Here is a 13,105-nt window from a genome sequence, read left to right as displayed (position 1 = left end):
TTTGCCCCCTGCGCCGGCTCGCTGTCGACCGTCACCACGGAGGGTTGGTGCGACCGCGGCCACCACCGCGGCGCGATTCAACCGCCCGCAGCGCGGGTCGTACGTCGGCGAAGTAGACCCCCGCAGACACGGCCGCGAGGATTCCGAACAGACCCAGCGGGCTTTGCACTACCAACAGCGCGAACAACGCGCCGACCCCGGTGATGGCCGCCCACTTGACCTTGGTCAACTTGCCGGCGGCGACATAGGCGTCGGGCCGCCGCAACAGTGAGTCGACAAAGGCGAACACGCACCCACCGAGCAATACCACTCCCAGCAGGAGGGCGACGGTGGTCTGCAGGTTCCACAGGGGTTGGAGCATGGGCTGAGCCTAAACCTCAAGGCTGAGAGTAAAGGGGCCGTCGTTCACCGACGAGACCTTCATCTTTGCCCCGAACCGCCCGGTGGCGACCTCCAGGCCCAGCTCGCGCAGGCCGGCGACGACCCGATCGACCAGCGGTTCGGCCACCGGCCCCGGCGCCGCTTCGGACCACGAGGGGCGCCGACCCCTGCGGGTGGATCCGTAGAGCGTGAACTGGGAGACGACCAGAACCGGCGCCCCCTCGTCCAGGGCCGAGCGTTCGCCGTCGAGGATCCGCAGCTCGCTGATCTTGCGAGCGAGCTCGAGCGCCTGCTGTTCGCCGTCGGTGTGAGTGACCCCGACCAAAGCGAGCAGTCCGGGTCGATCAATCGCTGCGATGACTTCGCCGTCGACCGTCACCGAAGCCTCGGCGACCCGGGCGAGGACCGCGCGCACTGCTCAGAAACCGGTCGAGCGAACCGCACCAACCGGGTCACCGTGACCCAGTATCGGCGAGTCCTCCAGGTCGGCGACCACCGGTGCGTCGACACCAAGGGCGCGCAGGACGGCCGCCGTCACGACCGTACGGGCCCGCTGGCTGCCGTCGACGATCTTCACCGAGATGCCCCGACCATCGGGCAGGCCGACGGCGTAGACCGCCTCGGCGCCGTCCTTGGCGATCAGGCCATCAACGCCACGAATCAAGGCGGTGACATCGCGGCGGGTTCCGCCGAGGAACTCGGGGTGCTGCCGAATCGCGTCGGCGATTCGCTTCTCGGGACCATCGGGGGCCGCGGCGAGACGGCCGAACGCGCGGGCGAGTCCGGCGGAGCTGATCGCCATCACCGGTGCACCGCAGCCGTCGATTCCGGTGGCCGCGACCGGCTCGCCGGCGAGCTCGGCCAAGGTGGCGTTCATGGCCTGCTGCAACGGATGCTGCGGGTCGCGGTAGGTCGCCAGGTCCCAACCGTTGACCGCGCAGGTCACCACCATTCCGGCGTGTTTGCCGGAACAGTTCTGCGCGATCGACTCCGGTTCCTTGCCCGCGCGCAGCCAGGCGCGGCGCTCCTGGTCGTCATAGGGCAGGTCGGGGGTGTTCTGCAGAGCGCTCAACGGCAGGTCAGCGGTCGCCAGGATTCGACGGACGCCCTCGAGGTGGAAATCCTCCCCGGAGTGGCTGGCGCAGGCGAGCGCCAGGAGGTCCGGCGGCAGGTCGAGACCGGCGCGCACCATGGCCAGCGCCTGCAACGGCTTGTTGGATGAGCGCGGAAAGATTGGCGCGTCAACGTCGCCGCGGGCGAGCAAGACCTCGCCGTCAGCAGCTGTGGCCACGGCAATGCCGTGATGGGCAGACTCGACGAAGCCGCTGCGGTCGACAAAGGCGACCACGGGTGCATGGGAAAGGGCAGCGCGGGGATCAATCACCCGGCCGACGATAGGGCACCGCGTAAAGCACACAGCCGCCACACCCGAGAAGGGTGCGGCGGCTGTGCAGACCGGTCAAAAGACCAGCGGGAGTGTTCAGGCGTCAGTCTTCGGCGCCGTGGTCGCAGCGGCCGGGGTGGTCGCAGCGGTCTTGGCCGGGGTGGCCTTCACGGTTGCCTTGGCCGGGGTCGCCTTCTTGGCCGGAGCCTTCTTGGCGGTCGCCTTGCGGGCCACGGTCTTGCGAGCCGGACGGGTCGCGGCGCCTTCCTTGGCGGCAGCGGAGCGAACCTCCTGGCGGGCTTCCTTCTCAACCGTGCCAGCAACACCAGCAACGAGCTTCGCAGCGTCCTTGCGACCAGCGCTGAAGCGAGCGGTCGCGTCCTTGCGGGTCTGAGCGGCCTGCTTCTTGGTGGTGGTCTCGATGCCCTCAACCTGCTTGCGGACACCCTTGACGACCTGCGCGCCACGCTCGGCGTAAGCGACGTACTGGTCGCCGGCCTCAGCGGTGACGGCCTCGATGCGCGAGGTCGCGGTGGCCGGAATGGCCTCGATCTGGGTGCGAGCCTCGGTCAGGCTCTTGGTGAAGCGGGCCTGAACGGTGGACGGCTTGAGCTCGGCGCGCAGGGTCTGCACGCGCTCGTTGCCCTCGGCGTAAGCGCTGAACGCGCGGTCACGCACGGTGGTGAGGGCGGTGTCGGCGACGCCGACGGCAGCGTAGATGGGGGTGAAGTCGATCTTGGTGGCCATGGCCACTCCCTTCGATTGGGGTGATGGAAACATTCGTCTGGTCAGGGGCGCGTCAGTTGTCGACATACGAGCTGTAGAGGTCGAGCAACATCCGTCGTTGCTTCGGCGTGAGCAGTGGATCCGCGGCGATCACCATGCGGGTGTCGATCGTCGCGTCGCCTGCTGCTTCGTCGAGGAACCCGGCGCGCACATAAAGCTGCTCCGCCGAGATCCGCAAACCCTTGGCCAGCGCCTGCAGGATCTCCGCACTCGGCCGCTTCAAACCGCGCTCGATCTGCGAGAGATACGGATTGGAGATGCCGGAACGTTCGGCGAGCTGCCGCATTGAGAGTTGCGCTTGTTCGCGCTGCTCTTTGAGGTAGCCGCCCAGATCACTGACCGGGTTCTTTGTCACGGCTTCATTATGCTAACTACAGTTAGCACTTTGCAAGCCGAAGGCAGCGTGAGGTGTGTCACACCGCACGGACGGTCCTGCTCAGGGCTCCACAACCACGGTCTGCGCGGTAGCCACTTCGCCCGCACGCAGCACCGCTTCGACCGGCACATTCCGCTTGATGACGGCCAGAGCGATCGGGCCCTCCTCGAAGTGCTGAGCCACCGAGGTGATCCGGCCGATCGGCCGATCGTTCGCCGGCGCCAGCAACGGCGCCCCCGCCTCCGGCAAGACGTGGCCCGAACCGTCGAGGTGCAGGAACACCAGGCGACGCGGTGGCCGACCCAGGTTGTGCACCCGGGCGATGGTCTCCTGGCCGCGGTAACAGCCCTTGTGCAGGTGGACCGCCGTACGCAGCCAGTCCAGCTCATGCGGAATGGTGCGGTGGTCGGTGTCGAGCAACAGCCTCGGTCGCCAGGCCGCGACCCGCAGTGCCTCGGCGGCCCAGGTTCCGGCCAGGGTGCGATCAGCGACGAATTCGGTGAGCTGCTCGCGGGGGACCAGTACCTCCCGCCAGACCCGGCCCTCGGCCGGGTGTGCGACCGCACCGTAAGTGGCGGTGTCGGGCCCGACGTTCGGCCACGGGTCGACCCACCCTCGTACGCCGTCGGGCAGCGGGGCGTCGGAGGCCTCCCCCAGCACCGCGAAGTCGGCTGATCGGTCGGCGATCTCCACCCGGAGCATGAAGCGCATCTTCTCGAGCCACTCGACCAGCGCGCCCGAGGTGCCCGGTTCCAGGGTGATCCACAACGTTTCGCCGTCGTCCTGCAGGTGCAGGTCGTGTTCGACGTGGCCGTGAGGACTCAACACGAGCGACTCGGTCGAGACTCCCGGCGCGAGGTCATCGAGCTTCTGGGTGGTCATCGAGTTCAACCAGGTCAACCGATCAGGCCCGCTGATCGTGACGATTCCACGATTCGACAAATCGACCAGTGCCGAACCTGCCGCCAACGCCTTGGTCTCACGCAATGGATCGCCGTAGTGCCACGCGACGCCCGCGTCGAGACCGGACGCCGCGACGGCGCGCGGACGCTGGAGCAGGGGCGAGGAGGCGACATCGACAACGTTGGACACAAGTCCAGGCTACGTCCGATCGGCGCCACCTACACTGGCGCCCATGACGGACCCGAACGAGCCCGACGACCACACGGCCGCCGCACCCGACCCGGAGGCCTCGCCGTTGCCCGCTGCGGGCAAGCCGGCCGAGGATCCGCGCCTCGACGAAGGACGAGCTCACAACCCGGGCGGCGTCGATGACAACGGCGATGACTTCGACGACAACGGCGGCGAAGAGGACGAGAAGAAGCGGGCCGGTTGTTTCAAGGTTGGCTGCATCACGCTGCTGGCGATGGCCCTCATCACCATTCTGGCCGTCGGCGGATTCGCCGCCTATCTGAACTACAAGTTCGACCACAACATCAACAAGCAGGCCCTGCTGCCCACCGGATCGGGCCCGACCCGCGACGCGCAGGCCGGCGATTCGCAGAACATCCTGTTGCTCGGATCGGACTCCCGGTCAAAGGACGTGACCGACGGCAGCCGGTCCGACGTGATCCAGTTGGTCCACATCTCCAACGATCACAAGACCGTGCAGATCATCCATTTCCCGCGCGACCTCTATGTCGCGATTCCGGGCCATGGAAAGAACAAGATCAACGCCGCGTACGCCTATGGCAAGGTCCCACTGCTGGTGCAGACCATCCAGAACCTGCTCGGCGTGAAGATCGACAGCGCCGCGATCATCGGCTTCGACGGCTTCTCGAAATTGACCAACACCGTTGGCGGTGTCGACCTCTTCGTCCCCCAGGCCTACAACGAGCCCGGGTTCGGGACCTGGAGCGTCGGGGTGCACCACATGAACGGTGCGCAGGCGCTGGCTTTCGTGCGCGAACGTCACCAACTCGCCGAGGGCGACATCGACCGCGGCCGCAACCAGCAGCGCTGGATCAAGGCGGTGTTGTCGAAGACCTTGCAGGCCGGCACCCTGCTCAACCCGCTCAAGCTGTCGCAGGTCGTCGACGACGTCACCGCTGACGGCAACCTGACCGTCGACAAGAACCTCGACCTGAAGGGTCTGGGCTGGCAGATGCGCAGTCTGCGGATGAGCAATGTCAGCTTCTACACCGCGCCGTTCACCGGCTTCGCCAAGAACCCCACCGCCGGCGACATCGACGTCGTGGACGAGGCGAAGATGAAGACCCTCGGAACCGCGCTGCGCATCGACGATTTCAGCAACTACACCGGCGCGAAAAACGCGTTGCAGTAACACCTGAACCCATCGGAAGGTAGCGAATGCCCATCGAACTCGATATCGACATGCCCCGCGAGCTGGCGCCCCTGGCCTGGCTCATCGGCCGCTGGGAGGGTGCCGGCGTTGTGGGTTACCCGACGATCGACTCCGTCCAATTCGGCCAAGAGGTGCACTGCTTCCACGACGGTCGCCCGTTCCTGGAGTGGCACTCCCGCACCTGGCTCCTTGACGCCGAAGGCAACAAGGTTCGCCCGCTGGCTACCGAGCTCGGCTTCTGGCGTCCGCTGCCCGACGGGGAGGTCGAGTTCCTGCTCACACACCCGACCGGGGTGGTCGAGATGTATTACGGCCGCACCTCACCGGCGAAGGTCGAGTTGCGCACCGACGGCGTCTTGCGCAGTCCCAGCGCCAAGGAATACTCCGCGGGCGCGCGGATGTATGGCTACGTCAACAGCGATCTGATGTGGACCATGGACATGGCCGCCATGGGTCAACCGCTACAGAGCCACCTCTCGGCGCAGCTCAAGCGGGTCGCGAACGACTGATCAGCGGGCGAAAACCCACAGCAGTGCGTACGGCGCAATCCCGGCCACGAGCACACTCGCCGCACCCAACGCGGCTTGCTCGGTCGGGTGCGCCGCGCGCCGTAGGACGATTCGCAACGCGTAGGACACCCCGCACGCGACCAACGCGGTGAGCATCGAGATGTTCCACGGCCGGTCGCTGCCGATCCCGATGCCCCACCCGGCAACGGCCGAGACCAGCAAACCGACCGGCAAGGACCACTCGTGGGCCGACGTACGCGCGTGGGCAAGCAGGTCGGCCAGCAGACCGATCGCGACCCCGGCGCAGGCAGCGCCGGTCGCGTAGGCGCCGCGGAACTCGATCAGGGTGGGCAGATAGAACGCGCCAGTGGCCAAGATCGCGAGCACCAACGCCGTGCCGGCGATCGACTCGGTGAGCCGAGGTCGCCCATCACGGCGCAGCATCTCGGCTAAGAACGAAATCATCAGCCCGATCGCCAACGCCGTTCCCAACCAGCGCAGATTGCCCGCGCGATCAGCCAGCAACTCCACCACGGCGACGCAGGTGGTGCCGAGCAGCAGAGTGCGGGTCGAGCCGGTGGGATGGGGCAGGTTCAACAGGCGCGGAGCTCCGAAAGAGACGACGACTCCGAGCGCAATCAGGACGATCGCCAGCGGGAGGGCCCCAGCCCAGGCACCGGCGGCTACCGCAGCGGCGCCGACCACGCCGACGACGGCGCCCACCGCCCCCGGTCCGGCGGGCAGTGGCAACGGGAGTTCGTCGGCGGACACGGCGGACATCCTCGCATTACCCGCCCGCGAACGGCGGGAGGATCTCCAGGACGGCCTGCGCCGGCAATTCGGTGGCGGCATCGACGCGGCGGCCGTCGATCAGCAGCGCGCAGAGCGGGACGACCTGGCTCAACGCGGGATGACGCTCGACGGCCAGGGCGATCGCGGCGCCGACCGACGACGCCTCCACGGCTTCCTCAGCCACTCCGGCGGCGGCTTTGGCCCCGGCCCAGTAACGAACGGTCGACATGGCGTTCACCGTAGCCGCCCGCGTCGGCGCCTCGAGTCGCGCTGTCAGATGCGTCACCAAACGACGGAACGTCACACACCGGAACCGGCGAGCGCCGTATTCTCTGCAGGCATGGCCAGTCTGCTGTTGCTCACCGACGCCCGCGGGGCGAGCGTTGAGGTGCTGCCGGCTCTGGCCCTCTTGACCCACCGCGTACGGGTGTTGCCGGCCGAGCCGGACCTGCTGGTCGATCCCCCACCGTGTGACGCCGTGTTGTTGGATTGTCGGCGCGATCTGGGCAGCGTCCGCCAACTCGCCCGACTCATTCGAGGCGGCGGCCTGACTGTTCCACTGCTGGGTGTCTTCACGGAGGGCGGCCTCACGGTCTTGACGACCGAATGGGGATTCGATGACGTTTTGCTCGAGACCGCCGGACCGGCGGAGGTCGAGGCGCGGCTGCGGCTGGCGATGACCCGCCCCGACGATGACGACGACCCCGACGCGAGCAACATCGTTGCCGGCGACTTGGTGATCGATGAGCAGGCCTACACCGCAAAGATCGAGGGCCGCATGCTCGACCTCACCTACAAGGAGTTCGAGCTGCTCAAACACCTCGCCAGCTATCCGGGCCGTGTCTTCACCAGGGCCCAGCTGCTGCAGGAGGTGTGGGGCTACGACTACTTCGGCGGAACCCGCACCGTCGACGTCCACGTGCGTCGGTTGCGCGCCAAGCTCGGCCCCGAAAACGAGAGCTTCATCGGAACCGTCCGCAACGTCGGCTATCGGTTCGCCAGCACCCGCGAACTCGCCGACACCGACGTGACCGGCTGAGCCGCAGCCGCACCCTCTCCGGGTCGCCGGGATGCCAGACTCCAGGGGTGACCCCTGACGAACAGCAGCAGATCCGCGCCCTGGCCGAGGCCGCCCGCCAGACCGACGGCGTCGAGCCGTTCTCCGAGGCCACCCTGCTGGCGTTGGGCGGCAACGCCGATGCCGACGTAGACCTGTCGACCTCCGACGAGAACGGCGCGCTGGAGGCCTACGCCCACGTCCACACCGAGGACGACGGGTCGTCGTGGGCCGAACTCGCGGTTCATCCCAACCATCGCGGCAGGGGTCTCGGCGCGATGTTTTTGGGTCTGGTGCAGGACGAACACGACGACGTACGCGTCTGGGCCCACGGCGATCTGCCGGCCGCCCGAGGGCTGGCGCAGCGCGAGGGGCTGGTCGCCGTACGCGATCTATGGGTGATGTCCCGCGCAACCGACGCGACGCCGGCAATCACCGAACCCGTTCTGCCGGAAGGATTTTCGGCAAGAAACTTCGAGCCGGGCGATGAGGAATCCTGGCTGACGGTCAACGCGCGAGCGTTCGCCCATCACCCCGAGCAAGGGCGGATGACTCGGGCTGACCTGGATGCCCGGATGGCCGAACCGTGGTGGGAACCGGCTGGCTTGTTGTTCATCATCGACGACGCCTCCGGGGCGGTCGCGGCGAGCCACTGGACCAAGGTCGCCGAACCCGACAGCGGTGTCGGCGAGGTTTACGTCGTGGCGGTTGACCCGAATTATCAGGGTCGCGGTCTCGGCAACGCGGTGACGGCGCTGGGCCTGGCCCATCTGGCCAGCCGTGGCCTGCAGACCATCGAGCTCTACGTCGAAGGCGACAACGAGCCGGCCATCGCGACCTACCGGCGGTGGGGATTCACCCGCACAGGCCGCCACGTGATGTACCAGCGGGGCCGCTGACAGACGCGGGGCGGGCCTGCCACGATAGGACCATGGATCCAGCGGAGACGACCAACTCCTCACGCCCCGAGGCCCCCACCGAATCGCCGCAGCCGACCGCGAGCGACGTTGCCCTCGCACGCATGGCCGAGCGCGCCCAGCGGGCGCGCGGCTCCAACGGGCGCTTCATCCGATCCGCCGACGGCACCATCGCGCCACTCGATGGCGAGGTGCTGCCCGACGACCGGTTCCTGGACCGCGAAGTCTCGTGGCTGCAGTTCAACGAGCGGGTCCTTGAGATGGCCAACGATCCGGAGATCCCGCTGCTGGAGCGCGCGCGCTTTCTGGCGATCTTCGCCAGCAACCTGGATGAGTTCTTCATGGTCCGGGTCGCCGGACTGAAGCGCCGGATCGCGGCTGGCATCGCCGTACGCTCGGCCTCCGGCCTCGAACCGCGCGAGGTGCTCGACGCGGTGTCGCACGCCGCGCATGAACTGATGGACCAACACGCTCACGCCTTCCACGGTGTGATCCGGCCGGCGCTGGAGCAGGAAAACATCGACCTGCTGCGCCCGGAGCAACTCACCGAGGCCGAGCGCGAACACTGCACCGCCTTCTTCACCAGCCGGGTCTATCCGGTGCTGACCCCGCTGGCGGTCGACCCGGCCCACCCGTTCCCGTACATCTCCGGCCTGTCGCTCAACCTCGCCGTCCTGCTCGGCAACCCGACCACCGGGCGCGAGCATTTCGCGCGGGTGAAGGTGCCGCCGTCGCTGCCCCGGTTCATCCACCTGCCTGACCCCGACGACGAAGAGAACCTCTACCAGGACCGGTTCGTCTCGTTGGAAGACGTCATCGCCGACAACATCGGCCATCTCTTCCCGGGCATGGAGGTCCGCGAGCACTTCACCTTCCGGGTCACTCGTAACGAGGACCTTGAGGTCGAAGAAGACGACGCGGAGAACCTGCTCACCGCGTTGGAGAAGGAGCTGACCCGTCGCCGCTTCGGCGCAGCCGTTCGGCTCGAGGTCGCCGACGACATGGATAACCACGTGCTCGACATGCTGGTGCGCGAACTCGGTATCCGCGGCAGCGAGGTCTACCGTCTGCCAGAACCGCTTGACCTGCGTGGCTTGAACGCCATCGCCGACCTGAGCCGTACGGAGTTGCGCTGGCCGGCATTCGTCGCCAAGGCACACCCTGCGTTGTCGCCCGTCGAACGTTCCTCGCAGGCCGATGTGTTGTCCGAGATGCGTCAGTCGGACGTGTTGTTGCACCACCCGTACGACTCGTTCTCCACGTCTGTGCAGGCCTTCATCGAGCAGGCCGCGGCAGACCCGCAGGTGCTGGCGATCAAGCAGACGTTGTATCGCACCAGTGGTGACAGCCCCATCATCGAGGCGCTGATCGAGGCCGCCGAAGCGGGCAAGCAGGTGTTGGCCGTCGTCGAGATCAAGGCGCGGTTCGACGAAGAGAACAACATCACGTGGGCCCGCAAACTGGAGCGGGCCGGCGTCCACGTCGTCTACGGGCTGGTCGGGCTGAAGACGCATGCGAAGTTGTGTCTGGTGGTGCGCCAGGAGGGTGACTCGATCCGCCGTTACTGCCATGTCGGCACCGGGAACTACAACCCCAAGACGGCGCGACTGTATGAAGACATCGGCCTGCTCACCACCGACCCGGTGGTCGCCGAGGACATCACCCGCCTGTTCAACCAGCTGTCTGGAATGGCGCCGCGGGCCCGGTTCAAGCGGCTACTGGTCGCTCCCCGATCGGTCCGCAAGGGCCTGGTGACCCAGATTGACCGAGCGCTCGAAGCGGCCCAGGACGGTCGTCACGCTGCGGTGCAGATCAAGGTCAACTCGATGGTCGACGAGAAGATCATCGACGCGCTCTATCGCGCCTCCCAGGCCGGTGTCGCAGTCGATGTCTGGGTGCGGGGGATCTGCGCGCTGCGCCCGGGCGTCCCGGGACTGTCGGACAACATCCGGGTGCGCTCGGTCATGGGCCGGTTCCTGGAACACTCGCGCATATTCCGGTTCGCGGTGGAGGGCGAGAGCGACGTGATCTACATCGGCAGCGCCGACATGATGCATCGCAACCTGGACCGACGGGTCGAGGCCTTGGTGCAGATCGTCGACAAGCACCACGTCGCCGCCCTGACCGATCTGCTCGCTCTCGGCATGTCAGACACGTCCTCGTCCTGGCATCTGCAGAGCGACGGCCACTGGGAGCGCCACGCCCGCGATGCCGACGGCGGCTCGTTGATCGACGTGCAGGCTTCCTTGATCGAGGCCTACTCCCGGCGCCGCGTCAAGGCCGCTCGCCGGTGACCGTTCCGCAGGAGACCACGGTGGCGGCCAGCGGCATGGTGCTCTGGCGCCGGCAGCGCAGCACCCTGCAGGTGCTGCTGGTGCACCGCCCGAAGTACAACGACTGGGCCTGGCCGAAGGGCAAGCTCGATCCGGGCGAGGACTGGATGCAGGCCGCCGTCCGCGAGGTCACGGAGGAGACCGGCCTGCGCGGCCGGGTCGGCATCCCGTTGCCCGACTCGAGTTATCCGCTGCGCAATGGCGATCTGAAGCAGGTGAAGTACTGGGCCGGGCGACCGGTCGGTGGCTCTGGAGTCCTGGAAAACGAGATCGACCAGGTTGCCTGGCTCTCGGCCGGCGAAGCCCACGAGCGCCTCTCGTACGTCCGCGACAGCGTGCAGTTGCAGGCCGTCCTCGACGCCGACCGGCAAGGGCTGCTCGACACCTGGCCACTGCTGATCGTTCGCCACGCCGATGCGGTCGCCCGCAGCGAATGGGACTGCGACGACCGGACCCGCCCGTTGTCCCAGGCGGGCGCCACCCGCGCCGAAGAGGTCGCCGGGCTGCTCGCCGCCTACGCGCCCACGCGCCTGATCACTTCGCCGGCGGTGCGCTGCACCGACACCATCGGCCCGTACGCCGCGGCTGCCGGCATCGCCCCGAGCCTGAAGTTTGCGATCTCGGAGGAGGGCTTTGCGCAGGACCCGCGCAAGGTCGTACGCCGGATGGCAAAAGTTTTCGAGGCGGCCGAACCGACCGTGTTGTGCAGCCATCGGCCGCTGTTGCCGACCATGCTGTTGCAGGCAGCCGGCCACGCGGTGCCCGGGTCGCTGTCGGCCACGACGTTGCAGGGACTGGCCGCGTCAGGGCTCGAAAAGGGCGAGGTCATCGCCTGCCAAGTCGCCGGCATCGGCGACTCTGCGCGCATCGTGTCGATCGAGCGACACCGACCGTGAGTAGGGCATGACGTCGCTCACGCGCAAGTAGCACAATCCATCGGCAGGCCTTGCTCCACCAGCAAGTCCCTGACCAAACTCTTGCTCTGCGTTCACCACCCGTTCACCCGCCGACGACCGGTCAGTCATCCGTGGTGCCTACCTTCACGACTTGTCGGGGTCCTTACCCGGCGCCCTAGACATCCCTTTCCGAGAGGTACCCCGTGAAGATCAACCACATCGGCCGCACCGCGAGCGTCGCGCTGGTCGCTTCCATCGCGCTGGCCGGCTGCGGTAGCTCGAGCAACAACGACGCCAGCAGCAGCAGCACCGGCGGCTCGACAAGCAGCAGCGGCGCGGCCGCTGGCGCCTCGGACTGCTTCAGCGGCTCGCTGAAGGCCGAGGGTTCGACCGCTCAGCAGAACGCCATCACCCAGGCCATCGCCGCTTACCAGGCGAAGTGCTCCGGCGCGAAGGTGTCCTACAACGGCACCGGCTCGGGCGCGGGAATCACCGCCTTCACCACCAAGCAGGCCGACTTCGCCGGTTCTGACTCGGCGTTGAAGCCCGACAAGGGTGAGCCGGCCAAGGCCAAGACCGCCTGTGGCTCCGACGCCCTCGACCTGCCGATGGTCACCGGCCCGATCGCCGTGTCGTACAACCTCAAGGGTGTCGACAAGCTGGTCCTGACCCCCGACCTGATCGCCAAGATCTTCGCGGGCAAGATCACCAAGTGGAACGACCCGGCCATCGCTGCCGCCAACAAGGGCGTCACGATCCCGGCCAAGGCGATCACCGTCTTCTTCCGCTCTGACTCCTCGGGCACCACGGACAACTTCACCAAGTTCATGAATAAGACCGCTCCGACGGTCTGGACGCAGAAGAACGACAAGGCCTGGAAGGGCAGCGTCGGTCAGGGCAAGGCCCACTCGGCCGGTGTCGCTTCCGCGGTGAAGTCCACCGACGGTGGCATCAGCTACGTCGAGTGGTCCTTCGCGGTCCAGAACCAGCTGCAGATGGCTCAGCTCGACTCGGGTGCCGGCGCTGTCGCGCTGAGCGCTGAGTCGGCCGGCAAGGGCGTCGAGTCCGCCAAGATCTCGGGCTCGGGCAACGACCTGTCGCTGAGCTTGGACTACAAGCCGACCACCGCTGGTGCTTACCCGCTGCTGCTGGTCACCTACGAAATCGTCTGCTCGAAGTACCCCGACGCCACCAAGGGCAAGAACGTCAAGGCCTTCTTGAACTTCATGGCTTCGGACGAGTTCCAGAGCACCCTCACCAAGGTTGGCTCGGCTCCGTTGCCGAAGTCGATCCAGACCAAGGTCCAGGCCGCGGTCAACAGCATTTCCTGACACACGGCGTCAAAGGTCGGCCGCGGGTCGTCAGGGCC

At 67.2% G+C, this 13,105-nt stretch carries 15 protein-coding genes; 7 read left to right on the top strand and 8 right to left on the bottom strand.

The window, feature by feature from the left end:
* Nucleotides 1–31 precede the first annotated feature (31 nt).
* From ACYU98_RS05600 to ygfZ, 6 genes are all read right to left on the bottom strand, one after another.
* The gene (locus tag ACYU98_RS05600) at nucleotides 32–361 is read right to left on the bottom strand and encodes a DUF2516 family protein (RefSeq protein WP_460467204.1); all 330 of its coding nucleotides are present in this window, start codon (nucleotides 359–361) and stop codon (nucleotides 32–34) included.
* 9 nt (nucleotides 362–370) lie between these two features.
* Nucleotides 371–796 carry a D-aminoacyl-tRNA deacylase gene (gene dtd / locus ACYU98_RS05595; protein ID WP_460467203.1) on the bottom strand — a complete coding sequence of 142 codons (426 nt, stop codon included), beginning with the start codon at nucleotides 794–796 and terminating at the stop codon, nucleotides 371–373.
* Between the two features lie 3 nt (nucleotides 797–799).
* The gene (locus tag ACYU98_RS05590; protein ID WP_460467202.1) at nucleotides 800–1,765 is read right to left on the bottom strand and encodes an asparaginase; all 966 of its coding nucleotides are present in this window, start codon (nucleotides 1,763–1,765) and stop codon (nucleotides 800–802) included.
* Nucleotides 1,766–1,861: 96 nt separating this feature from the next.
* Nucleotides 1,862–2,512: a hypothetical protein gene (locus ACYU98_RS05585; RefSeq protein WP_460467201.1), complete on the bottom strand. Its 651-nt coding sequence runs from the start codon at nucleotides 2,510–2,512 to the stop codon at nucleotides 1,862–1,864.
* A gap of 52 nt (nucleotides 2,513–2,564) precedes the next feature.
* Nucleotides 2,565–2,906, bottom strand: coding sequence for a helix-turn-helix domain-containing protein (locus ACYU98_RS05580; protein WP_460467200.1), 342 nt, complete (start codon nucleotides 2,904–2,906; stop codon nucleotides 2,565–2,567).
* Nucleotides 2,907–2,987: 81 nt separating this feature from the next.
* A complete protein-coding gene (gene ygfZ, locus ACYU98_RS05575) occupies nucleotides 2,988–4,019 on the bottom strand; it encodes a CAF17-like 4Fe-4S cluster assembly/insertion protein YgfZ (RefSeq protein WP_460467199.1) in 1,032 nt (343 codons plus the stop codon).
* Nucleotides 4,020–4,062: 43 nt separating this feature from the next.
* Between ygfZ and ACYU98_RS05570 the strand changes: the two genes are divergently transcribed.
* A complete protein-coding gene (locus ACYU98_RS05570; RefSeq protein ID WP_460467198.1) occupies nucleotides 4,063–5,211 on the top strand; it encodes an LCP family protein in 1,149 nt (382 codons plus the stop codon).
* Nucleotides 5,212–5,237: 26 nt separating this feature from the next.
* The gene (locus ACYU98_RS05565) at nucleotides 5,238–5,741 is read left to right on the top strand and encodes a heme-binding beta-barrel domain-containing protein (RefSeq protein ID WP_460467197.1); all 504 of its coding nucleotides are present in this window, start codon (nucleotides 5,238–5,240) and stop codon (nucleotides 5,739–5,741) included.
* Here ACYU98_RS05565 and ACYU98_RS05560 read toward each other — a convergent pair whose 3' ends face one another.
* On the bottom strand, nucleotides 5,742–6,512 hold the full coding sequence (locus ACYU98_RS05560; protein WP_460467196.1) for a hypothetical protein: 771 nt from the start codon (nucleotides 6,510–6,512) through the stop codon (nucleotides 5,742–5,744).
* 16 nt (nucleotides 6,513–6,528) lie between these two features.
* Nucleotides 6,529–6,762: a MoaD/ThiS family protein gene (locus ACYU98_RS05555; RefSeq protein ID WP_460467195.1), complete on the bottom strand. Its 234-nt coding sequence runs from the start codon at nucleotides 6,760–6,762 to the stop codon at nucleotides 6,529–6,531.
* A gap of 111 nt (nucleotides 6,763–6,873) precedes the next feature.
* On the opposite strand from ACYU98_RS05555, the gene ACYU98_RS05550 reads away from it, so the two are divergent.
* The 5 genes from ACYU98_RS05550 (at nucleotide 6,874) to pstS (ending at nucleotide 13,067) form a co-directional block, all read left to right on the top strand.
* The gene (locus ACYU98_RS05550; RefSeq protein WP_460467194.1) at nucleotides 6,874–7,572 is read left to right on the top strand and encodes a winged helix-turn-helix transcriptional regulator; all 699 of its coding nucleotides are present in this window, start codon (nucleotides 6,874–6,876) and stop codon (nucleotides 7,570–7,572) included.
* Nucleotides 7,573–7,619: 47 nt separating this feature from the next.
* Nucleotides 7,620–8,489: a mycothiol synthase gene (mshD, locus tag ACYU98_RS05545; RefSeq protein ID WP_460467193.1), complete on the top strand. Its 870-nt coding sequence runs from the start codon at nucleotides 7,620–7,622 to the stop codon at nucleotides 8,487–8,489.
* A gap of 32 nt (nucleotides 8,490–8,521) precedes the next feature.
* Nucleotides 8,522–10,801 (top strand): RNA degradosome polyphosphate kinase, encoded by a 2,280-nt coding sequence (locus tag ACYU98_RS05540; RefSeq protein WP_460467192.1) that lies wholly within the window; start codon nucleotides 8,522–8,524, stop codon nucleotides 10,799–10,801.
* The gene (locus tag ACYU98_RS05535) at nucleotides 10,798–11,736 is read left to right on the top strand and encodes an NUDIX hydrolase (RefSeq protein WP_460467191.1); all 939 of its coding nucleotides are present in this window, start codon (nucleotides 10,798–10,800) and stop codon (nucleotides 11,734–11,736) included. Before ACYU98_RS05540 ends, ACYU98_RS05535 begins: the two co-directional genes overlap by 4 nt.
* Nucleotides 11,737–11,939: 203 nt before the next feature.
* Nucleotides 11,940–13,067 carry a phosphate ABC transporter substrate-binding protein PstS gene (gene pstS / locus ACYU98_RS05530; protein ID WP_460467190.1) on the top strand — a complete coding sequence of 376 codons (1,128 nt, stop codon included), beginning with the start codon at nucleotides 11,940–11,942 and terminating at the stop codon, nucleotides 13,065–13,067.
* Nucleotides 13,068–13,105: the final 38 nt, after the last annotated feature.

The organism is Calidifontibacter terrae, from assembly GCF_054778835.1.
The sequence above is the reverse complement of the archived record's forward strand: the minus strand, read 5'-3'. Positions and strand labels throughout refer to the sequence as shown.

Bases quoted from the DNA above. Each gene is read 5' to 3' on its own strand.
- ACYU98_RS05600 (WP_460467204.1), bottom strand. From the start codon at position 361: ATGCTCCAACCCCTGTGGAACCTGCAGACCACCGTCGCCCTCCTGCTG.
- ACYU98_RS05585 (WP_460467201.1), bottom strand. From the start codon at position 2,512: ATGGCCACCAAGATCGACTTCACCCCCATCTACGCTGCCGTCGGCGTC.
- ACYU98_RS05570 (WP_460467198.1), top strand. From the start codon at position 4,063: ATGACGGACCCGAACGAGCCCGACGACCACACGGCCGCCGCACCCGAC.
- ACYU98_RS05565 (WP_460467197.1), top strand. From the start codon at position 5,238: ATGCCCATCGAACTCGATATCGACATGCCCCGCGAGCTGGCGCCCCTG.
- ACYU98_RS05555 (WP_460467195.1), bottom strand. From the start codon at position 6,762: ATGTCGACCGTTCGTTACTGGGCCGGGGCCAAAGCCGCCGCCGGAGTG.
- ACYU98_RS05550 (WP_460467194.1), top strand. From the start codon at position 6,874: ATGGCCAGTCTGCTGTTGCTCACCGACGCCCGCGGGGCGAGCGTTGAG.
- ACYU98_RS05540 (WP_460467192.1), top strand. From the start codon at position 8,522: ATGGATCCAGCGGAGACGACCAACTCCTCACGCCCCGAGGCCCCCACC.